17 protein-coding genes and 4 pseudogenes are annotated in these 19139 nt (G+C 69.4%); 12 read left to right on the top strand and 9 right to left on the bottom strand.

The features are described from left to right. Positions 1–68: 68 nt before the first annotated feature. Complete coding sequence (locus AB0L71_RS02265; RefSeq protein ID WP_365236926.1) at positions 69–737, top strand: response regulator transcription factor; 669 nt, start codon at positions 69–71, stop codon at positions 735–737. Then, positions 734–1942 (top strand): histidine kinase, encoded by a 1209-nt coding sequence (locus tag AB0L71_RS02260; RefSeq protein WP_365236924.1) that lies wholly within the window; start codon positions 734–736, stop codon positions 1940–1942. Before AB0L71_RS02265 ends, AB0L71_RS02260 begins: the two co-directional genes overlap by 4 nt. Positions 1943–2154: 212 nt before the next feature. Here AB0L71_RS02260 and AB0L71_RS02255 read toward each other — a convergent pair whose 3' ends face one another. The 3 genes and pseudogenes from AB0L71_RS02255 to AB0L71_RS02245 form a co-directional block, all read right to left on the bottom strand. Then, on the bottom strand, positions 2155–2316 hold the full coding sequence (locus AB0L71_RS02255; protein WP_365236922.1) for a hypothetical protein: 162 nt from the start codon (positions 2314–2316) through the stop codon (positions 2155–2157). A 19-nt stretch (positions 2317–2335) separates the two neighbouring features. Next, a pseudogene (locus tag AB0L71_RS02250) lies at positions 2336–2743 on the bottom strand (AAA family ATPase); the annotation flags it as partial. Positions 2744–2839: 96 nt separating this feature from the next. Continuing rightward, positions 2840–2936, bottom strand: a pseudogene (locus AB0L71_RS02245) (3-hydroxyacyl-CoA dehydrogenase family protein); the annotation flags it as partial. Between the two features lie 18 nt (positions 2937–2954). On the opposite strand from AB0L71_RS02245, the pseudogene AB0L71_RS02240 reads away from it, so the two are divergent. Continuing rightward, positions 2955–3095 (top strand): annotated as a pseudogene (locus AB0L71_RS02240) (peptidase C39 family protein); the annotation flags it as partial. Between the two features lie 225 nt (positions 3096–3320). On the opposite strand, the gene AB0L71_RS02235 reads toward AB0L71_RS02240, so the two are convergent. Continuing rightward, positions 3321–4640: an MFS transporter gene (locus tag AB0L71_RS02235; RefSeq protein WP_365236921.1), complete on the bottom strand. Its 1320-nt coding sequence runs from the start codon at positions 4638–4640 to the stop codon at positions 3321–3323. Between the two features lie 139 nt (positions 4641–4779). Here AB0L71_RS02235 and AB0L71_RS02230 point away from each other — a divergent pair, with 139 nt between their 5' ends. Next, the gene (locus tag AB0L71_RS02230) at positions 4780–5343 is read left to right on the top strand and encodes a CGNR zinc finger domain-containing protein (protein ID WP_365236919.1); all 564 of its coding nucleotides are present in this window, start codon (positions 4780–4782) and stop codon (positions 5341–5343) included. 143 nt (positions 5344–5486) lie between these two features. Beyond that, positions 5487–5627, top strand: a pseudogene (locus AB0L71_RS02225) (peptidase C39 family protein); the annotation flags it as partial. Between the two features lie 470 nt (positions 5628–6097). Here the strand turns inward: AB0L71_RS02225 and AB0L71_RS02220 are convergent. From AB0L71_RS02220 to AB0L71_RS02205, 4 genes are all read right to left on the bottom strand, one after another. Next, positions 6098–8305 (bottom strand): caspase family protein, encoded by a 2208-nt coding sequence (locus tag AB0L71_RS02220; RefSeq protein ID WP_365237450.1) that lies wholly within the window; start codon positions 8303–8305, stop codon positions 6098–6100. A gap of 35 nt (positions 8306–8340) precedes the next feature. Next, positions 8341–8682, bottom strand: a complete 342-nt coding sequence (locus AB0L71_RS02215; RefSeq protein ID WP_365236917.1) for a hypothetical protein — start codon at positions 8680–8682, stop codon at positions 8341–8343. A gap of 205 nt (positions 8683–8887) precedes the next feature. After that, entirely contained in the window at positions 8888–9508 is a 621-nt protein-coding gene (locus AB0L71_RS02210) for a carboxymuconolactone decarboxylase family protein (RefSeq protein WP_365236915.1), read from the bottom strand. Beyond that, positions 9505–10869 (bottom strand): hypothetical protein, encoded by a 1365-nt coding sequence (locus AB0L71_RS02205; RefSeq protein WP_365236913.1) that lies wholly within the window; start codon positions 10867–10869, stop codon positions 9505–9507. Before AB0L71_RS02205 ends, AB0L71_RS02210 begins: the two co-directional genes overlap by 4 nt. A gap of 189 nt (positions 10870–11058) precedes the next feature. Between AB0L71_RS02205 and AB0L71_RS02200 the strand changes: the two genes are divergently transcribed. The 7 genes from AB0L71_RS02200 to AB0L71_RS02170 all read left to right on the top strand — a co-directional run bounded on the left by AB0L71_RS02200 (position 11059) and on the right by AB0L71_RS02170 (position 18207). Continuing rightward, positions 11059–11883, top strand: a complete 825-nt coding sequence (locus AB0L71_RS02200; RefSeq protein ID WP_365236911.1) for an SDR family NAD(P)-dependent oxidoreductase — start codon at positions 11059–11061, stop codon at positions 11881–11883. Continuing rightward, positions 11876–12808 carry an amidohydrolase family protein gene (locus AB0L71_RS02195; RefSeq protein ID WP_365236909.1) on the top strand — a complete coding sequence of 311 codons (933 nt, stop codon included), beginning with the start codon at positions 11876–11878 and terminating at the stop codon, positions 12806–12808. Before AB0L71_RS02200 ends, AB0L71_RS02195 begins: the two co-directional genes overlap by 8 nt. Before the next feature lie 266 nt (positions 12809–13074). Continuing rightward, entirely contained in the window at positions 13075–14463 is a 1389-nt protein-coding gene (locus tag AB0L71_RS02190; RefSeq protein WP_365236907.1) for an FAD-binding oxidoreductase, read from the top strand. A gap of 175 nt (positions 14464–14638) precedes the next feature. Further along, complete coding sequence (locus AB0L71_RS02185; protein WP_365236905.1) at positions 14639–15646, top strand: ABC transporter substrate-binding protein; 1008 nt, start codon at positions 14639–14641, stop codon at positions 15644–15646. 23 nt (positions 15647–15669) lie between these two features. After that, positions 15670–16512, top strand: a complete 843-nt coding sequence (locus tag AB0L71_RS02180) for an ABC transporter permease (RefSeq protein WP_365236903.1) — start codon at positions 15670–15672, stop codon at positions 16510–16512. A 16-nt stretch (positions 16513–16528) separates the two neighbouring features. Continuing rightward, the gene (locus AB0L71_RS02175; RefSeq protein ID WP_365236901.1) at positions 16529–17365 is read left to right on the top strand and encodes an ABC transporter permease subunit; all 837 of its coding nucleotides are present in this window, start codon (positions 16529–16531) and stop codon (positions 17363–17365) included. Continuing rightward, a complete protein-coding gene (locus AB0L71_RS02170) occupies positions 17350–18207 on the top strand; it encodes an ABC transporter ATP-binding protein (protein WP_365236899.1) in 858 nt (285 codons plus the stop codon). Before AB0L71_RS02175 ends, AB0L71_RS02170 begins: the two co-directional genes overlap by 16 nt. A 145-nt stretch (positions 18208–18352) precedes the next feature. Here the strand turns inward: AB0L71_RS02170 and AB0L71_RS02165 are convergent, their stop codons facing one another. Continuing rightward, the gene (locus tag AB0L71_RS02165; RefSeq protein WP_365236897.1) at positions 18353–19132 is read right to left on the bottom strand and encodes an SDR family oxidoreductase; all 780 of its coding nucleotides are present in this window, start codon (positions 19130–19132) and stop codon (positions 18353–18355) included. Positions 19133–19139 lie beyond the last annotated feature (7 nt).

Here is a 19139-nt window from a genome sequence, read left to right as displayed (position 1 = left end):
GGCCCGCCGGCGGACAGCTCCGAATGGGGTATGGATGGAACGGCGGGCATGCGACGAGCGGAGCGCACGTGATCCGGGTACTGGTGGTCGACGACGAAGCCCTGATCCGCATGGGTTTCACGCACATCCTCAACACTGTGGACGATATCGAGGTCGTGGCGGCGGTCCCCGGCGGTCAGGCTGTCCGGACGGTGCGGGTGCTGCACCCTGATGTCGTCCTGCTGGACATCCGGATGCCCGACGTGGACGGGCTGACCATTCTGGCCGACCTCCAGCGCATAGTGGACCCACCGGTGGTGGCCATGCTCACCACATTCGACACCGACGAATACGTGGCGACCGCACTGCGCTCGGGTGCCGCTGGGTTTCTGCTCAAGGACACCGACCCCGAGCACCTTCCCTACCTTGTGCGAACCCTGGCCGGCGGCGGGACCGTACTGTCGTCCGCGGTCACTCGTACAGTGGTGGACGGCTACCTCGACGGGGGCGCGCGCGAGCCCTCCGCCGTCCACCTTGCTTCCCGGCTGACCGAGCGTGAGCGTGCCGTCCTTGTGTTCTTGGCCGAAGGACTCGCCAACACCGACATCGGCGAACGGATGCACCTGAGCACCGGCACCGTCAAAGGCCATGTCAGCGCCGTTTTCAGCAAACTGCAGGTCACCAGCCGCGTCCAGGCGGCTCTGATCGCGGAACGCGCGGGCCTTCTCACGCCACCGCAGGACGGGGGCACCCGATGAACCTCCGGCATCCACCGGCTCCGCTACTGGACGCCGCCCTCGTCGGGGCGTCGCTGGCGGACGCGTGGGTCAACATTGACGTCGAGGAGCACGCGGCCATGGCCTGCGCGCTGCTCGCCGCGTTCGCCCTCGTGCTGCGTCGCCTCCTGCCACTGACGGCCTTCGTGCTCACACTCCCCACCGCCGTGGTCACCAATGCGGTGTTCGCCACGATGGCCGCGCTGTACACGCTTTCCTCACTCAGCCGCCACCGCACCCTGCTGGCCGGCTGCGCCCTGGCCTACGCGATCACCGACTTCCTGCCCTGGCCGTGGTCGTCCCTGCAGGCCTCCGAACTCGCTCAGACCCATAGCCTGGTCCACCTCACCTACACCCTGGCCACCGCGGCCGCCCCTGTGTTCCTGGGGCAACTCGTACACGCCCGGCGCGAACTGTCCCTGCGCCTCGACGAGATCTTCGAAGCCCGCGAGCACGAACGGCTGCTCACCGCCCAGAGCATCCTGGCGAAGGAACGCGCACAGCTTGCCCGAGAGATGCATGACGTGGTCTCCCACCAGGTCAGCCTCATCGCCGTGCAGGCCGGAGTGCTCCAGGTGGGCAGCCCTGACACCGAGACCAAAGAGGCCGCGGCCACGATCCGACGGCTCAGCGTGCAGACCCTGAACGAACTGCGACACATGGTCAGCGTGCTGCGTGCGTCCGACAGCCGTCCCACGGAGCTCACCCCCCAGCCGTCCCTCGCCGACCTGCAGCGACTGGTCGGCGGCAGCGGCATCGAAGCGGAACTGGAGACGGACCTGTCCGAAGACCTTCCGCCCGCCGTTCAACGCGCTGTCTATCGCACCGTCCAGGAAGCCCTTACCAACGTCCGCAAACACGCCCCCGGCGCCACGGCGAAGGTATGCATCCATCACAGGGACGGCGCCATCCACACCACCGTCAGCAACGCTGCCCCCACCCGACCCGCGCTGCCCCTGCCCAGCGCCCACCACGGCCTCATCGGCCTGCGCCAACGCGCCGAACTCCTCGGCGGCACCATCGCCGCCGGATCCACAGCCGACGGCGGATACAAGCTCCACCTGAAACTGCCAGTCCAGGAAAGACCGACCCCGACCAGGACTCTTGAACCGAACAATCTGCCACGGAAGACCCCTGACCGGCCCTTCACTGTAGCTGACATGCCATCAGAACCAGCCCCTGAATGAGCGTCACGAGCAGTAGCACACACATGCACTCCGCGTGATGCGCCATCGAAACAGGGGCGGAGCCCTGCCCCTGGCATGTGAACCCGGATGCGAAAGACACGCCAGGCCCTTCGTAGGGGGCCGACGGGTAGCCGGTGCCGAAGTGCATGTAGTCGGGGACCTCGATGTTCTGCCAGATCCAGCCCTCCTCGATGAACGTCTGCCAGACGGCGTCACCAGCCGCAGGTCCTCGCGGCCGGCGGGGCAGCCTCGGGCCAGGCACCGACCTCGACGATCCGCTGCCACTGGGCGACCGGCACCTCGGAGACGACCGGGTCCGCGCTCGGCGGCGGAGTCGGGTGCGGCTTCGCGGCGGCCGAGCAGGATCCGGTCACGCGCGGCATCGAAATCGCTCGCCGCGATGATCTTGTGACCCTCCCGTACGGCTCCGATCGCCGCCTCGTTGGCCAGATTGGCCAGGTCTGCTCCCGAAAGGCCCGGCGTCCCGCGGGCCACCACCGAGAGGTCGACATCCTCGCCGAGGTGCTTTCCCTGGCAGTGCACCGCCAGGATCGCCGCCCTCTCGGCCAGCGTCGGCAGGGGAATGACGACTTGGCGGTCGAAGCGGCCCGGCCGTAGCAGTGCCGGATCCAGGACTTCGGGACGGTTGGTGGCGGCGAGCACGACGATGCCCTCGGACGGGTCGAAGCCGTCCATCTCCGACAGCAGCTGGTTCAACGTTTGCTCACGCTGGTTGTTGGACACCTGTATGCCCACCCCGCTGCGGCGGCCGCCGAGCGCGTCGATCTCATCGACGAAGATGGTGTTCGCGGGGACACGGCCGCCGGGGTTGCGATCCTCGGCCGCCCCGGAGGACGACCGCTACGCCTCGGTCGCCTTCCGGGGCGACCGAGGGGGTCAGTACGGGTAGAAACCCGAGCCGGTTCTTGCGGCCGAGACAGCCCGCTTCCACCATGCACTGGAGCAGCAGGGGAGCGGCGTACAGGGGCTCCTTTTAGCGCCCTCCCATTTGGAGAACATCTGGCTCCGCACCAAGCGCTACGACGCAAATGGCAAGGTCAGGAGCGGTACGGGCGGGGTCTGTTACCTCTACTTCCCGGCGCACCCGACGCCGAGTCAGCGCCGGGTCCTGAAGTCGTTCGGCCTGCTGTGAGCAGGTACGTCGCCACGGTCGCCGGTCCAACCATGTGACGGCAGGGGTTCCTGACCGTCCAGGTGCGGGGGCGTACTGGACCACCGCAACGGTTCAGATGCACACCCATCGAAGGGTTTGAACACGGCCCTTTCCCCGAGGGTGCTCATCAGTGGGGTCCATGCAGAAGAGGAGGCCGGCTCCCCGGCCTCCTCTTCTGCATGGCCAACGGCGCGCCGTCGCACCTCAGGCACCCTGTCCGCCGAACGCCTCCGCCAGCGCGGGCCGTGTCAGGACACGCAGGAAGGGCGGGACAGTGAGGGCGACCGACACGGCGAAGATGCCGAAAGCGACCCGCAGGCCCAACCATTCGGCGAACAGGCCCATGAGACCAGCGCCCACCGGCATGGCTCCCCAGCTGAACAGCCGGCTGACAGCTCCGTACCGGCCGAGCATCGCGTCAGGCACGAGGCGTTGCGACAGGGTCCGGGCGTTCACCGTCCACAGGATGCCGCCCATGCCGCCCAGGAAAGCGGACACGGCCACTGCCCACAGACGGGTCGTCAGCGCGGGTACGGCCATCATCGCAAAGGTGCCGGCCAGGTCCGCGAACATGACCCAGCGGTGGCCGAAGAACCGGTTGAGCCAGGTGACGGCCAGCGCACCGACGAGGCCGCCGACGCCCAGGGCGCTCAGCAAAGTGCCGTACTCGCGCGAGTTCAGCTGCATCACGGAGGTGGCGAACAGTGGCATCAGCGCGAGCCAGGCACCCCAGCAGGCGCACAGGGCGGTCAGGATGAGGGCCATGGTGCGCAACAGCAGGTGCCGCCACAGGTAGCGCAGACCTTCGACGATCTGCACATGGACGGTCTCGGGGGCGGCCTGCGCGGCCCCCTGCCGGCTCGCCCGGAACCGGCCGACGAGCAGAATCACGACGAGCGAGGCGGCCAGGTAGGACAACCAGGTGGCACCGAGGGCAACGCCGGTTCCCGCCGCGAGCAGCAGGCCGCCGACGAAGGGGCCGGCGAACTCGTTGCAGACCGTCTCGGCGCCGGCGATCCAGGTGTTGGCGCGCTCCCTTCCCTCCGGCGGGGTCAGGGCCGGGATCAAGGCCGAAGCCGAGGTCAGGGCGATGACTTCGGCGACGCCCAGAACCGTTCCGGTGGCGCAGAGCACCGGGATGGTGACGGCATCGGCTGCCGCGATCGGGATGAGGGAACCGAGCGCGATCAGCCGCAGGGCGTTGGCCGCCCACAGCAGGCGGCGCCGGTCGACGCGGTCGACCAGGACCCCGACATGGAGGGCGGCCAACAGCCAGGGCAGGGACAGTGTGAGGGACACCGCGGAGACCTGAGCCGGTGAGCCAGAGGCTCGGGTGGCCATGAGGGGCAGCGAGATCTTGGTGACGCCGTCCGCGAGGTTGGTGACCGCGGTGAAGACGAGGAGGACGACGGTGTTCCGCGTGCCGCGGCGCGGCGGGGAGTGCGTGGTGCTCGGTGCGGTCGCCGCCAAGCGGTCGACGAGCGCCACCGGCGCTTGCGTGGTGTCGACGCTGTGATCGCTCATCAGTCTTCCCCTAACCGTCTAACGGTTTTAGTGGTTAACCGGGACGTTGAGTCTGGCACGGAACGGCCTCCTTCTCTACCCGGTCAAGCCGATAGCCGGTTAGTCGCTGTAAGGTGGAGGCCGTACCAGGAGGTGGCTCATGCCCGACGCGCCGGCATCGGCTCAGCTGGTCCAGGTATTCGCCAACACCGTCGACGTCGAGTGCGGGACCGACGACCTGGACACGGCCCGCAAGCTCGACGCATGGCTGAGGGGGCAGGGGCTCCTGCGGGGCCGCGAACGCGTCGGAGCGCAGGACCACACCCTGTGCCTGCGTCTGCGGGCGGGCATGCGTGAGGAACTGGGTGCCCACGTGGGAGACTCCGCGGACCCGACGCTCCTGCACGAGGCGACCGAGGCGCTGCGCGAACTGCCCGTCGTGGTCACCATCGGAGTCGGCACCCCCAGCGCACTCTCCCCTGCTCCACACCTCTCGGCGACCAGGAAGGCCCTCGGGGTGCTCGCGATCGCCTGGAGCGAGCTGTCGGTCACCGGCGAGGCGGCACGGCTGAAGCGCTGCTCCGAGCACGCCTGTGCCTGGGTCTTCTGGGATACCTCGAAGAACCGCAGCCGCCGCTGGTGCTCGATGCGAGTGTGTGGCAACCGGGCCAAGGCCCGCCGCTACGCCGCGCGGCAGGCCGGCGGCACGAGGAATCCCGACTGACGCACCGGGTGTCGAGTACCGCTGTCGGCGCCGCGGCTGGTCACTGTGGCTGGCCCGCCGCGATACCAGGCAGTTCGCGAGGCAGGCCACCTCTCAGGCTGCGGGGGCTCTGTGGCAGGTCGTAGTGGACTGGGTCCCCTGTGGAGAACATCTGGCTCCGCACCAAGCGCTACGACCCGAACGGCAAAGTCGGGAGCGGTACGGGCGGGGCCTGTTACCTGTACGTCCCGGCGCACCCGACGCCGGGTCGGCGCCGGGTCCTGAAGTCGTTCGGCCTGCTGTGAGCAGGAGTGGCGCCGCGGTCGCCGCAATCACCTGACGGCAGGTCTCGCCTCGGGCGTCCAGTGAGGTGGTCGCAGCGATTCGGCGCAGCGCGGCTTCCGACGTCTGATCCGGCTTCTGTACTTCGTCCGGCCCGAGCCGGGCGGAAGCCGCTGGGCGACCGCCTCCCAGCCGCGCCGCAGGTCACACCCAGCACCCCTGGGCGACCCAACTCTACGAATGGCTCGATCAACCCGATCTAGCAGGTAGAGCCGCCTGACAACTCCACCGCCCCTATCCTCTGGCTGCCGAATCGGTCGGTGCGCTCGATGCCCTTCCAACGCGGCGTCGTCGACGGGCGCGGCCGCGGTGAAGGCCAGGCACAGCCGCTGTCGACGACTGCCGGGTGCCAACCATTGCGACCCGAACGAGGAGCCATGCCTGGTTGGCCCCAAGGCGCTGGCGTCATCTATCGCGGCCAGTCGCAGGACCCTCACTGAAGGGCCGTCGGCCGGGCTGCCGCCACGAGTACGACCGAGTGCAGGACCTCAGCCACGGCCGCGCCGGGGGCCCGGCGGGCGATACGCCGGGCGCGGTCGGGATCGGCAAGGGCCACTGCCCTGGAGATACTGGCCAGCGCCCTGACGCGGGAATACTCGTCTGTGATGGTGCCGGCGATGCGTTCGGCGCGGTCGGGGTCGTCGGCGGACACCGCCGCGGCGACGGCGACCAGCACGCTCTCCTTCGAGGACTTGTCGAAGATCGCGTGGGCGAGGCGTTCGGCGCGGTCGGGATCGAAGGCGGCCGCTGCGGTGGCAACACCGGTCAGTGCCTCCGTCCTGGCGTCGAGTTCGACCGAGCTCGCGGTCTGTTCCGCCTCGCTGATCAGGGCGCCGGCGTGTTCGGGATCCCGGTCGGCCGCCGCTGCGGCCGCGGCGATCAGCACCGTCACTTGTGCGGACTTGTCGGTGATGGTGCCGGCGATGCGTTTGGCCCGGTCGGGGTTGTTGGCGGCCACCGCTGCGGCCACCGCGGCCAGCGCGCCTCGGGTGTACCTGTGGGGCGTCGCGTACGCGATGCGTTCGGCGCGGTCGGGGTCCGTGGCAGCGACCGCCACGGCCACCGCTTTAAGCGCTGCGGGCAGGGTGTTTCCCGCGAAGAACCACGCAGACCACTTGTTGTGCTTGAGGATCATCTCGTTGGCGATGTGCTCGGCCCGCTCGGGGTACCTGGCGGCCACCGCCACGGCCACGGCGCTGAGCGCCGACCACCTGAGGTTCTCGTCGGTGATGGTGTTGGCGATGCGCTCGGCCCGGTCGGGGTCTTCGGCGGCCACTGCCACAGCTACGGCGCCGAGCGCTCGCCACCTGGTGTACTTGTCGGTGATGGTGTTGGCGATGTGTTCGGCCCGCTCGGGGTACCTGGCGGCCACCGCCACGGCTACGTTGCCGAGCGCCGCGAACCTGGTGTACTTGTCCGTGACGGAGTTGGCGATGCGTTCGGCCCGGTCGGGGTCTTCGGCGGCCACTGCCGCAGCTACGGCGCTGAGCGCTCGCCACCTGTGGTACTTGCTGGTGATGGAGTTGGCGATCTGCTCGGCTCGGCCGGGATCACTGGCGGCCACCGCTTTGGACAAGGCATGCAGAGCGGAGCCGGTCTCGACCATGTCGGCTGCCGTGTTGGCGATGTGTTCGGCCCGGTCGGGGTCGAGGTCGGCCAACGCGGTGACCACGGCGGCCAGCGCCTCCTCTGTAGTCCGACTGACCGTGCTCGCGGCCTGCTCCGCCTGATCGATCAGGCGTCCCACGTGCTCGGGTTCGAGAGTGTTCGCTGCCGCCAAGGCGACCCGTGCCAGCGCCCTGGTTCTCCACACCCCGTCATCGATGGTGTGGGCGATGCGTTCGGCGTGTATCAGGCGCTCGGTCATGTCTGCGCCGGCAACGCGTTCAGATTCCGCGGTGTCAGCCGCCTGTGCGTCGCCGGGCGTATGCGGAGAATGGATGTTGCGGACCAGCCCGAGCAGATCGGCGTTGTTCACGCCGCAACGCTGCGGCAACGGCAGGCCCTCGGCGCGCAGCCTGGTATGCAGGTGTCGGTAGATGTCTCCGAGATTGATCATCGCTCCGGCCGTCGGACTGCCCGCGGTCAGCATGGCCAGTAGCCGCTCGGTGAACGCGGTATGCCGCTCCCCGGGCAGGACCAACGCGGTTCGATTCGCCGGGGACGAGGTCAGTGTGTAGGTCCCGGAGACCTCCAGCTCGCCGATCACCGCCTCATCGAAGTGGGTAAGCGTCTCTCCGATCGCCCGCCCACTGAAGCAACTGTCGAGGATGACGACCCGGCTGGTGGCTGTGCTGTCCAGACACGCATCGCGCACTGCCTCGAACGGCAGCGCGGTGAAGGCCAACTGGTCGTGCCGGGTCGCGGCCAGGCTCAGATACAGCTCCCTGCGCCGCGAGCCGAGCAGCCCGTGTCCGCTGTAATAGAACAGCAGAAGGTCCTCCGCCTCGGCAGCCGCACGTACCAGCACGTCGCCGATCTGCGCCACACCGGCTGCTGAGGGAACCGCGACGCAGTGGAAAGGGTTGAAGCCACCGAGCTTTTCGTCGGTGAGCACCTGAGTCAGATCACTGATGTTGTTGGCGATTTCCGGCACGTTCGTCAACTTCGGATCTTCGTAGTAGGCAGGTCCGACCAACACGATCCTCGAACGGGCGGGATCGACTGCTCGCTTACTCACTCGTCCTGTCCAAGTGCCTGTCGCAGTATCGCCTCGACGTCGCTCACGCGCTTGGCATCGATTTCCACCGTGCGCCCGTCCGGCCTCCCGCTGACCTTGATCCGTACATCGGAGCGACGCGGCAAGGCCAGGAACGCTTTGATTGATGCGGCCAGCACGCTCAACACCCCGCCGCTGCCCACAGCGACCACCAACGCATCGGTCACCGCGCCTAGTTCACCCGGTCCCGGCACGGTGTTCCCCCTGACTAAACCCCTCAAGTCAGGCTCCTGAGCGAACCAGTCGGACAACTCCTCAAGTCCTTCGACCGGGTTGTCGCACTCAACCACTACTCTCATGGCAGGTATCCCTCCCTCGCGCAAGATTGAAGTGCGATCAGTATGCCGTCTCGCCAGAGGTTCGGATCGTGCGTAGAGATGGGGATCGGACGGTCCGCCGAGGAGCTGGAGGGACCGGGACATGAGCGGAACTGCCGGGCTGGTCGTTGCGACTCTCGGCGTGTGAGTCGTCGAGCTCACCACAGTGATCGCCAAGGCGCGGGCTCTATCTTCGGGAAGGCCTGGGGGCCGGGCCGGCCGTGTCCGGTGCGGGGACAGCGAAGAGGCGCAGCTGGAGGGCGAGGGTGGCGTAGTAGCCGACGAGTGTGGACAGTTCGAAGAGGACGGCCTCGCCGAGGGACGCGCGGGCCGTGGTGTACCAGGTGTCCTCCAGCCGATCCGGATGTCCGGCGAGCATGCGGGTGGCCGACCAGGCGGCGTGTTCGAACGGATCGGTGAAACCGGGGTCGGTGCCCTCGCGCAGCGCCTGCAGTTCGGCCTCGGTCAGACCCACGGCCCTGCCGACGGATTCGTGGGCATACCGTTCGAAGTCGCTGTCCCACACGGTGGCGACGACCAGGATCGCGGTCTCCCGCACCCGGGGAGACAGATCCGTCCCGAAGCGGATCGCCGAGCCCAGTGCCTGCAGCGCGCCGCCGAGCCGGGGGCTGGACAGCATGGCGTTGAAGGGGCCGTGGAGGTGTCCCTCGTCGTCGGTGAGAGCGAAGAGCCGGGGGCCGGTGGCGCGTGGGCCGCCGGTGATCTCCGCGTACAGGGTCTGCTGCTCGGGCGAGAGGCGGGCGGGGTGGAAGAGGGGCAGTCGGCCGGTCGGAGGCGCGGACGTCATCGCTGGGTGCCCGTCCCGTCGCTCGCCGTGGCTTCGTCCGCAACCTCGCTCGCCAGCGACGCCAGATCCGCATCGGTGAGCAGACGGCCCTCGCGTGCCATGACCGCGCGGGCGCGCCGCAGCACCTCGTCGACCTGGCCGGTGGTGGTGTCGACACCGAGCGCGGCCAGCTTGTCGGCGAGGGTGTACGGGCCGCTGTCGGGGGTGAAGGGGACCTTGCGGGCGTTGCCGACGAGCGTGGGCTCCAGGCAGTTGTGCAGGAGCGGGTCGACGGCGGTCTCCTGGGTGATGAGGTCCATGCCTCCCCAGGAGAAGGCGCTGGTGCCGGTCACGGGGTGGTTCCAGGCCAGGTGGTAGCCGGTCAACGCCTCGCCGGCGCGGGCCAGTTCCGTCAGCCGCTCGGTCCTGATCCCGGTGCTCACCCCGTACAGCGTCTCGAACGCCATGGCGGTGGCGGCGAGATCGGCGTTGCCGGGGCCGCCGCAGTAGCCGTTGACGGACAGTTCGACGACGTCGGCGCCGGCCCGGACCGCGGCGACCGCGCAGCCGACCGCCAGCCCGAAGGTGTTGTGCGGGTGCAGGCCCACCTGGACGCCGGGGGCGAGTTCCCTGGTGCGGGCGACGAGATGTCCGTAGGCCTCGGGGCTCATGGCGCCGGGGCCGTCGAAGAGCGTGAGCTCGGTGGCGCCCGCCTCCGTGAGGACGGCGACCGATTCCTGGAGCACCTCCTCGGTGAGGTACGACACCATCAGCATCGGGACGATCGCGTCCAGACCCCGGGAACGGGCGTGCCGGATGAGGGCCACGGCTCGGGCGAGGACGTCGGCCCGGCCGCGCGGGGTGTCCGGGGCGCGCCACTCCTCGCCCCGCCACGCCTTCTGGTAGATCGCCGGGTTGTAGATGAGGGACGCCTCGCCCAGGCCCTGGACCCAGATCTGTACGGCGTCGTAGCCCGCGTCGGCGGCGCGGTCGATGTCCTGCGTGGTGCGCAGCAGCGGCAGCACGGCCCGGCAGTCGGTGTTCTCGCCCTTGATGACCTCGATCTCGGTGCGCAACGCCTTGTCGTCCCGCCCGGCGAGCCCGGCCGTGACGACCTCGCGGACACCCGCGCCGACGAGCCGGCGCAGATAGGCCTCCTTCGCCTCGGTGGAGGCGACGACGCCCGGCAGGGTTTCCACCGACCGCAGGGTGGCGTCGCGCAGCCGTACGGATCCGGGCATCGGTCCGCGTACCTCCGGCCGGCGGTTGAGCGGGCTCACCGACCAGCGGCCCGGTTCGTATGCACCGGGCGCGCGTGTGGCGGCCAGTTCCGCGCGGAAGCGGGCGATCTCCTCGTCGGTGAATACGGCCGGCTTGTCCATGGGCCCTCCGGGTGGCTGTCTGGAAAGGTCTCTGCTCTGCATTCAAGCATCGCCGCCCCATTGCTGTCGACACTAACGGTAGCTACATGCGAATTACTGGCGGTTGTCTCCTCTGATGTTTACTTTCTGTCGACACTAAGTGAAACTCTCGGCAGTTGGAACGCCACACTCGAACCGAGGGAGACAACCGTGACCCGAGACGTGCCCCCCGCGCGGTCCGGCCGCCTGGCCGGACGGACCGCCGTCATCAGCGGTGCCGGCAGTGTCGGTCCCGGCTGGGGCAACGGCCGTGCCACAGCCGTGATCTTCGCCCGCGAGGGTGCCACCGTGTACCTGACCGACCGCGACGAGGAAGCGCTGGAGGTCACGGCCCGGCAGATCCGGGAGGAGGGCGGCCAGGCGTACACCTCGCTGCTGGACGTGACCGAACCGGAGGCCGTGGCCGCCTACTTCGAGCAGACCGAACGGCAGGCCGGCCGGATCGACATCCTGGTGAACAACGTCGGCGGATCCCGCGCCGGGGGAGCGGCCGAACTCTCCCTGGAGGACTGGGAGAGCCAGCTGCGCACCAACCTCACCAGCGCCTTCCTGGCGTGCAAGCAGATCGTGCCGATCATGCGGCGCGGCGGCGGAGGGGCGATCGTCAACACCGCCTCGGCGTCCGGGCTGCGCTGGACCGGTGCCGCGCAGGTGGGGTATGCGGCGGCCAAGGCCGCGGTCATCCAGCTGTCGCGGGTCACAGCCGTCCAGTACGCGCCCGACGGCATCCGGGTGAACACCGTCGTCCCCGGTCAGCTGCACACCCCGATGGTCGAGGCGCGCCTGGCCCATCAGCGGGCGGGCGGCGACGTGGGGAAGCTGCTCGCCCAGCGGCAGGCTCGCATCCCCCTGGGGTTCATGGGTGACGGCCGGGACACGGCGTACGCGGCGCTCTTCCTGGCGTCCGACGAGGCGCGCTTCGTCACCGGCACCGAGATCGTCGTCGACGGCGGAATGACGGCCCGTTGTGATTGATCCGGCCCTGCACGAAGCGGTGCCCTCCCCGGGTTGCCCGCCCCCGCACCCGGCGCCGCGCAGCCCCTCTCTCGGGCTGCCGCCGGGCAGTTGCGACGCGCACTGCCACATCCTCGGCCCGGCCGCGACGTTCCCGTACGCGCCCGAGCGCACCTTCACCCCGATCGACGCCCCCAAGGAACAGCTCGCGGCCATCCATGCCCATCTGGGCCTGTCCCGCGCCGTGGTCGTCCAGTCGTCCTGCAACGGCTCCGACCACCGGGTGCTGCTCGACGCGCTCACCGCCGGGGGCGGCCGACTTCGCGGAGTCGCATTGATCGGCGGGTCGACCACCCGGGCGGAGATCGAGGAACTGCACCGCGCGGGAGTCCGTGGCTTCCGGCTCAACTTCCTGCCGCACCTGCGCGCCGCGCCGACCCGCGAGGAGATCGACTCCGTGCTGGAGCGCGTGGACGGCCTCGGTTGGGTCACCGAGATCCATGTCAAGGGACAGGAAGTGGCCCAGTACGAGTCCCTCATCCGGTCCCTCCCCGGCCGTGTGGTCATCGACCACCTCGCGCGGGTGGATCTGGCGGACGGCCCCCGCAGTCCCGCCCTGCACAGCCTGCGCACCCTGCTCGACACCGGCGACATCTGGCTCAAGGTGAGCGGCGTGGACCGGGTCTCCCGGCAGGGCCCGCCCTACGCGGACGCCGTCGCGCTGGCGGCTTCCTTCGTGACGCACGCGCCCGAGCGGGTGGTGTGGGGCACCGACTATCCGCACGTGAACATCGAGGGCGCCGCCCCCGACGACGGCCTGCTGGTCGACCTGCTCGCCGACATCGCCCCCGACCCCGGCCTGCTGCGCCGGCTCGTGGTCGACAACCCGGTGGACCTCTTCGACTTCCCGCCCGGCCCGCACGACCCGGATACGGAGCGGACGTGACCGGCTTCGACGGCACCTTTCCTCGCTCGAGGCGCCCCCGGCTGCGAGGACGCCCGTCAGCCCGTCCGGGAGAACGCCTGCTGGTCCACGCAGGCCCGGCTGCACTTCTCGTCGAACGCCGTGTGGACGACGCCGGCTCTGCAGCGGCGCGCCCAAACGATCCCTTAGTGTCGACAGATTGGCGAAAGAGGGGGTGTACGGACCCTTGACCGCCATTTTGTGTCGACAGTACCGTCAGGATGTCTGCACCACCCAAGGAGCCCCACTTGTCCAGGTTGTTCGATCCGAACCCTGCCCAGGCCATGCGCGGAGCTGTCATCCGGCGTGGTGATGCGAGCTATGAGAAGGCCCGTCTCGATGCCGTGTGGAACGAGCGTAAGCCGGACCGGTTCCCCGACGTCATCGTCATCGCCGAGGGGGAGCAGGATGTCGTCCGGGCCGTGCGCCTCGCCCGGGCGGAGGGGCTGCGTGTCTCCATCCGCTCCGGCGGCCACAGCTGGGTCGGCAACGGCGTGCGGAACGGCGGTCTGCTGATCGATCTCTCCCGGCTGCAGGAGATCGCCGTCGACCCAGCCAGTCGCACCGCCTCCGTCCAGCCGGCCGCCAAGGGCCCGGCCATCCAGGAGGCACTCGCCGAGCACGGGCTGTTCTTCCCCACCGGTCACGCGCCGACCGTCGGTATCGGCGGCTTCATCCTGGGCGGCGGCTACGGCTGGAACTCCCGTCACCTCGGACCGGCCTGCCTGAGCATCCGCGCGATCGACGTGGTCCTCGCCGACGGCACGCTCGTGCACGCCACCGACGAGACGCACCCCGACCTGCTCTGGGCGGCACGGGGCAGCGGACCCGGGTTCTTCGGCATCGTCACCCGCTTCCACCTGGACGTGCACGAACGCCCGACGAAGATCGTCCGGACGGTGCACAGCTACCCGCTCGCCCTCCGCGACGAGGTACTGGCCTGGTCCTACGACATTCTTCAGACCCTGCCCACCACCGTGGAGTTCTCCGCGAAGGTCGGCTTCACCCCCGGGCTCGACACCCGGACCGTCTCCCTGACCGCCACCGCCTTCTGCACCCCTGAGCACGGCCCGGAAGCTCTGGCGCCCCTGGAGGCCGCCCCCTTCCGTGACCAGGCGGTACGTGCCCTGGTCGGCCAGGAGACCACCATCGCGGAACTGTACGACGTCGCGGACCGCCTCAACCCGGAGGGCCTGCGCTGGGCCGTGGACGGTGTATGGGCCGAGGGACCCGTCGAGGAGATCCTGACCGCCTCCGCGCCCGTCCTGGACGGCATCCCCGGCGGGACCAGCTTCGTGCTGTGGATGCTGTGGGGCCACTACCCGCCGCGTCCCGACGCCTGCTGGTCCGCCCAGGCCAAGGCCTACCTCTCACCGAACGCCGGCTGGAGCGACCCGTCCGAGGACCTGGCTCACGAGAACTGGGTCCACGGCTCCCTGGCTGCGGTCCAGCATCTGTCCAAGGGCCTGCAGTTCTCGGACAACAACCTGGCCGACCGTTTCGACCTCGGTCTCAGTGCCGAGAACGCCGAGCGGCTGGAGAAGATCCGCGGCGTCTACGACCCCGACGGGTTCTTCCGGACCTACATGGCATCGGCCGAGTCCACCACCGCCTACGCCCGCGCAGCGCGCTCGTAGCAGCGCCCCCGTATCCCCCGCCTCACAGGTTGTTGCAGCAGCATCCGTACACCGTTCGACCGTTGGCACCACCGTTACCGCGAACACCGCTGTAGCGATCCACCCGCCAAGAGCCGTATCCGCTCGTGGGAACGCGTCCATGAGCTGCCCTCACCGTGCAAAGGAGCACATCTTCATGTCGAAGCTCACGAGACACCCGCTGGGCCGCCGTCTTTCCCTCGCCCTCGTGACGCTCGCCGTCACCGCTCCGCTCGCCGCCTGCGGCTCGGACTCCTCCGACTCGCAGTCCGGCGACGGCACCACGAAGATCACCGTGCTGCGCTCCAACAGCGCCATCTTCGAGCCGCTGTACATAGCCCAGCAGCAGGGCTACTTCAAGGACGAGGGCCTGGACGTCACCATCAAGGCCGGCGCGCAGGACACCTCGCAGAACGCGCCGTCCGTCCTCAACGGCGAGGCCCAGTTCGCGATGACCGACAGCTCGGGCTTCCTCAAGGGCGCCGCGAAGAACATGCCGATCCGGATCGCCACCGGGCTCCAGTCCGCCACCACCAGGACCGACCCCACCGACGGCCTGCTGGTCAAGAAGGGCAGTCCCATCACGTCCTTCAAGGACCTGGAGGGCAAGACCGTGGGCCTGGCAGCGCTCGGCGGCACGATCCAGTTCATCGTCGAGTACCTGGTCGAGAAGGACGGCGGCGACCCGAGCAAGGTCAAGTTCGTCGCCCTGCCGACCACTTCGCTGACGGACGCCGCCAAGAGCGGCAAGACCGACGCCGTCTACTCCTTCGGCGCCTTCTACTCGGCCGCCAAGTCGGCCGGGCTGCAGTCGATCGGCAACGGCATGAACGACCTGCCCGGCATCCCCCAGGGTGTCCTCTTCGCCACCCAGAAGTACCTGTCCGCCAACGCCGCCACGGCGAAGAAGTTCATCGGTGCCGTCGCCAAGGCGATCACCTACGCCAACGCGCACCCCGAGGCGGTCAAGGCGATCCAGTCGAAGTACACCACGCTCTCCGCCGACTACATCAAGGACGAGCAGGTCTCGTACTACGACAAGACCGTCAACAAGACCGTGGTGCGTACCGTCGCCACGAAGATGCACCAGTACGGGCTGCTCACCAGCTCCCCCGAGGACAGCGCCATCTACTGGGACCAGGCTCCGACCACCACCGGCAGCTGACCTACGGCAGAGGTACACCAACCATGGCCATCTCCACCGAGAGCCGGCGTCCGACCCCCGGCCGGGTGCGCACCGCTGTGCGCGTCCGGCCGGGGGGCCCTGGGCGATCCGGGCTCCTCCTGCTCCAACTGTCCGCCGTCGCGGCCGTCCTCCTGATCTGGGCAGCCGTCGCGGCGACCGGTTTCGTGAGCTCCACGGCGCTGCCCGGCCCGGTGTCGGTGTTCGGGCGGTTCCCCGACCTGTTCGGCAGCAGCGCCTACTGGCAGGCGGTCGGCGACACCCTCGACGGGGCTGTGACGGGGTTCGTCGTGGCCGTCGTGATCGGGGTCCCGCTGGGCCTGGTGACAGGGACCTACGCGGCGGCCGAACAGTCCTCGCGGCTGCTCGTGGACGTGCTGCGCTCGTTCCCCGTCATCGCGTTGCTGCCGGTGTTCCTGCTGGTTCTGGGGTCGACTCCGACGATGAAGGCCACCGTCGTCTTCATCGCCTGCGTCTTCCCCATCTTCCTGCAGGCCCAGTACGGCGCCCGGTCCGTGACCCCGATGATCTCGGAGACCGTGCAGAGCTACCGCGTCCCGAAACTGCTGCGCTTCCGCAAGGTGGTCCTGCCCAGCGCCATGCCCTCGATCATGACCGGGCTGCGGCTCGCGGCGACCACCTCCGTCCTGGTGACGATCGGCGTCGAGGTGCTCACCACACTGCCCGGCATCGGCCACGAGGTCGTGAACGCGCAGCAGGGCGGCGCGTCGGCTGAGGCCTACGCATACATCCTCACAGCGGGCACGATCGGCTACCTGATCAACCTGCTGTCCCAGTTCGCCGAACACCGGCTGTTGCGCTGGCGCCCGCCGGCGCACACCGAATGAGGCGGGGAGAGACACCATGTCCCTGAAACCCCCGGGCGCCTTCTGGGCATCCGCGCTCAAGCAGCTGTGGCTGCCGGTCCTGTGCGTCGCCGTGCTGCTGGTCGGCACGGCGGGCAACACCAGCTTCTACTTCCCGCCGGCGACGGAGGTGCTCGCCACCCTGTGGCGGGAGCTCGCACACGAGGGGCTGGTGGACGACCTGCTGTTCTCCCTGGGCAACATCGTGGCCGGGCTGGTCGTCGCCACCGTCGTCGGAGTCGGCGCGGGACTCGTCATCGGCGAGACCAGGCTGCTGCGGCAGGCGACCGCCCCCCTGCTGGACTTCGCCCGCGCGACCCCGACCGTGGCGTTCGTCCCCGTCATCATCCTCACGCTCGGCATCGGCTCGGGACCCAAGATCTTCCTGATCGCCCTGGGCTCCCTCTGGCCGATCCTGCTCAACACCGTCAGCGGTGTGCACGGCATCAACCCGGCCGTGCACGAGACCGCGCACAGCTACCGCATCCCGCTACGACTGCGCCTGCTGAAGGTCGTCCTGCCCGGGGCGCTGCCGCAGATCTTCGCCGGCATCCGCGTCGCCCTGTCGATCGCGGTGGTCCTCATGGTCGTCAGCGAGATCTACGGGTCCCCGGTGGGCCTGGGCAACTTCATCCTGCAGAGCGGCTCCAGCTTCGCCGTCCCCGAGACCTGGGCCGGCACCGTGCTCATCGGCATCCTCGGCTATGGCCTGAGCGTGCTCCTCCTCGCGGCCGAGTACGCGCTGCTCGGCTGGTACCACCAGCGTCCGCCCCGTACCCGGCGGACCAAGCCCCAGCCCCGGAACGAGGTCACGACATCATGCAGCGACACCTGAAAACAGGCGGATCCAGCCTGGTCGTGGAGGACGTCTGCAAGACGTTCGGCCACGGCGCTGACGAGCACCGGGTGATCGAGGGCCTGTCACTGCGGGTCGATCCCGGCGAGTTCGTCTGCATCGTCGGCCCGTCCGGCGCCGGCAAGACCACCCTGCTGCGCTGTCTGTCCGGCCTGACCAGGCCCACTTCGGGAACGGTCCGGTACGGCGAGGAGCCGGTCGTCAAGCCGCTCGCCGACATCGCGGTCGTCTTTCAGGACTACCGCGGCTCGCTGCTGCCGTGGATGAAGGTCCGGGACAACGTGGCCTTCCCGCTGGAGGGCATGGGCGTCAAGCGCGCAGCGCGCAGCGAGCGCGCCGAGGAGTGCCTGGCCGCCGTCGGACTGGCCGGTGTCGGCGACAAGTACCCCTGGCAGCTCTCGGGCGGCATGCAGCAGCGGGTCGCCATCGCGCGCGGACTCGCCTACGAGGCGCCCGTGCTGCTGATGGACGAGCCGTTCGGATCGGTGGACGCCCAGTCCCGCTTCGACCTGGAGGACCTGACGCTGAAACTGCGCGCGCGGCTCGGCATCACCGTCATCGTCGTCACTCACGACATCGACGAGGCCGTCTACCTCGGTGACCGCGTCGTCGTGCTCGGTGGGAAGCCCACCACCGTCGTGGACAACCTCACCGTCGGCCTCGGCGCCGACCGCGACCAGATCACCACCCGGGCCGACGCCCGCTTCACCGACCTGCGCACCCGCGTGCTGACCCAGATCCGCGGGGGGCAGGCGGCCGCCGGGACGCAACAGGCCGAGGCCGTCACCGACCGGGAGAAGACCGGAGGGGCGGTGCTCTGACTGCTGGACCGCCGCTGACACCACGGAGTGACGATGCCGGCCCCGGACTCGGATCCGGGGCCGGCAACGTCACTCCGTGCCCGTGCGAGAGCCCCGGGCCCGGCACGCGTGCGTGCATCGGGCCCGGGGCTCTCGCCGGAGGGAGTCAGGCGCCGATCATGTTGTAGCCGCCGTCGGCGATCAGGAAGCCGCCCGTGATGTGGTGGGCGTCCTCGGTGGCCAGGAACAGTGCGGCGCCGGCGAGCTCCTCCGGACCCGGGATACGGCCCATGGGAGTCATCTTCCGCAACTGGTCGCCGCGCCCGCTCTTCCAGTCCTCGCGCCCGAGGGTCGCCGCCGTCTCGATGAACCCCGGAGCGAAGACGTTGACGCGCACGGCCGGAGCGAAGGCATGTGCGTACGACTTGGTGAGCCCGATGATCCCGTACTTGGCGGCCGCGTACTGCGGCGCCCGCGCACTGCCCCGTGCCACCACGGTGGAGCCGATGTTGACGATGGAGCCGCCTCCCTCCTGCTCCAGCATCCGCGCGCCGAACTCGTGCGTGCACAGCAGGGTGCCCTTCACGTCGACCGCCAGGACGTGGTCGATGGACTCCTCCGTGATGTCCCGCCAGGACATCTGCTCGCGGGCCACGTCACCGACGTTGTTGATCGCCACGTCGAGCCGGCCGAAGTGCCCCCAGACCTCGTCGGCCATGCGCTTGATCTGCTCGCGCTCGGCGATGTCGGCCTGTACCACCAGGGCCTTGCGGCCGAGCGCCGTGATCCGCTCGGCCGTCGCCTCGGCGCCGGCGCGGGAACTGCGGTAGTGGACCGCGACGTCGGCGCCCTCCTGGGCGGCACGCACCGCTATCTCGGCACCGAAGCCGGTACCGGCTCCGGTGACCAGCACGGTCCGGCCGGTGAATCGCTGGGAGTTGGTCATGACGACT

Origin of the sequence: Streptomyces sp. NPDC052052 (assembly GCF_040680455.1) — a bacterium.
Classification (GTDB): Bacteria; Actinomycetota; Actinomycetes; order Streptomycetales; family Streptomycetaceae; genus Streptomyces.
This window is presented reverse-complemented; position numbering and strand designations above follow the sequence as displayed.

Bases quoted from the DNA above. Each gene is read 5' to 3' on its own strand.
- AB0L71_RS02215 (WP_365236917.1), bottom strand. From the start codon at position 8,682: ATGAGAGTAGTGGTTGAGTGCGACAACCCGGTCGAAGGACTTGAGGAG.
- AB0L71_RS02205 (WP_365236913.1), bottom strand. From the start codon at position 10,869: ATGGACAAGCCGGCCGTATTCACCGACGAGGAGATCGCCCGCTTCCGC.
- AB0L71_RS02180 (WP_365236903.1), top strand. From the start codon at position 15,670: ATGGCCATCTCCACCGAGAGCCGGCGTCCGACCCCCGGCCGGGTGCGC.
- AB0L71_RS02260 (WP_365236924.1), top strand. From the start codon at position 734: ATGAACCTCCGGCATCCACCGGCTCCGCTACTGGACGCCGCCCTCGTC.
- AB0L71_RS02210 (WP_365236915.1), bottom strand. From the start codon at position 9,508: ATGACGTCCGCGCCTCCGACCGGCCGACTGCCCCTCTTCCACCCCGCC.
- AB0L71_RS02185 (WP_365236905.1), top strand. From the start codon at position 14,639: ATGTCGAAGCTCACGAGACACCCGCTGGGCCGCCGTCTTTCCCTCGCC.
- AB0L71_RS02175 (WP_365236901.1), top strand. From the start codon at position 16,529: ATGTCCCTGAAACCCCCGGGCGCCTTCTGGGCATCCGCGCTCAAGCAG.
- AB0L71_RS02230 (WP_365236919.1), top strand. From the start codon at position 4,780: ATGCCCGACGCGCCGGCATCGGCTCAGCTGGTCCAGGTATTCGCCAAC.
- AB0L71_RS02170 (WP_365236899.1), top strand. From the start codon at position 17,350: ATGCAGCGACACCTGAAAACAGGCGGATCCAGCCTGGTCGTGGAGGAC.
- AB0L71_RS02165 (WP_365236897.1), bottom strand. From the start codon at position 19,132: ATGACCAACTCCCAGCGATTCACCGGCCGGACCGTGCTGGTCACCGGA.
- AB0L71_RS02235 (WP_365236921.1), bottom strand. From the start codon at position 4,640: ATGAGCGATCACAGCGTCGACACCACGCAAGCGCCGGTGGCGCTCGTC.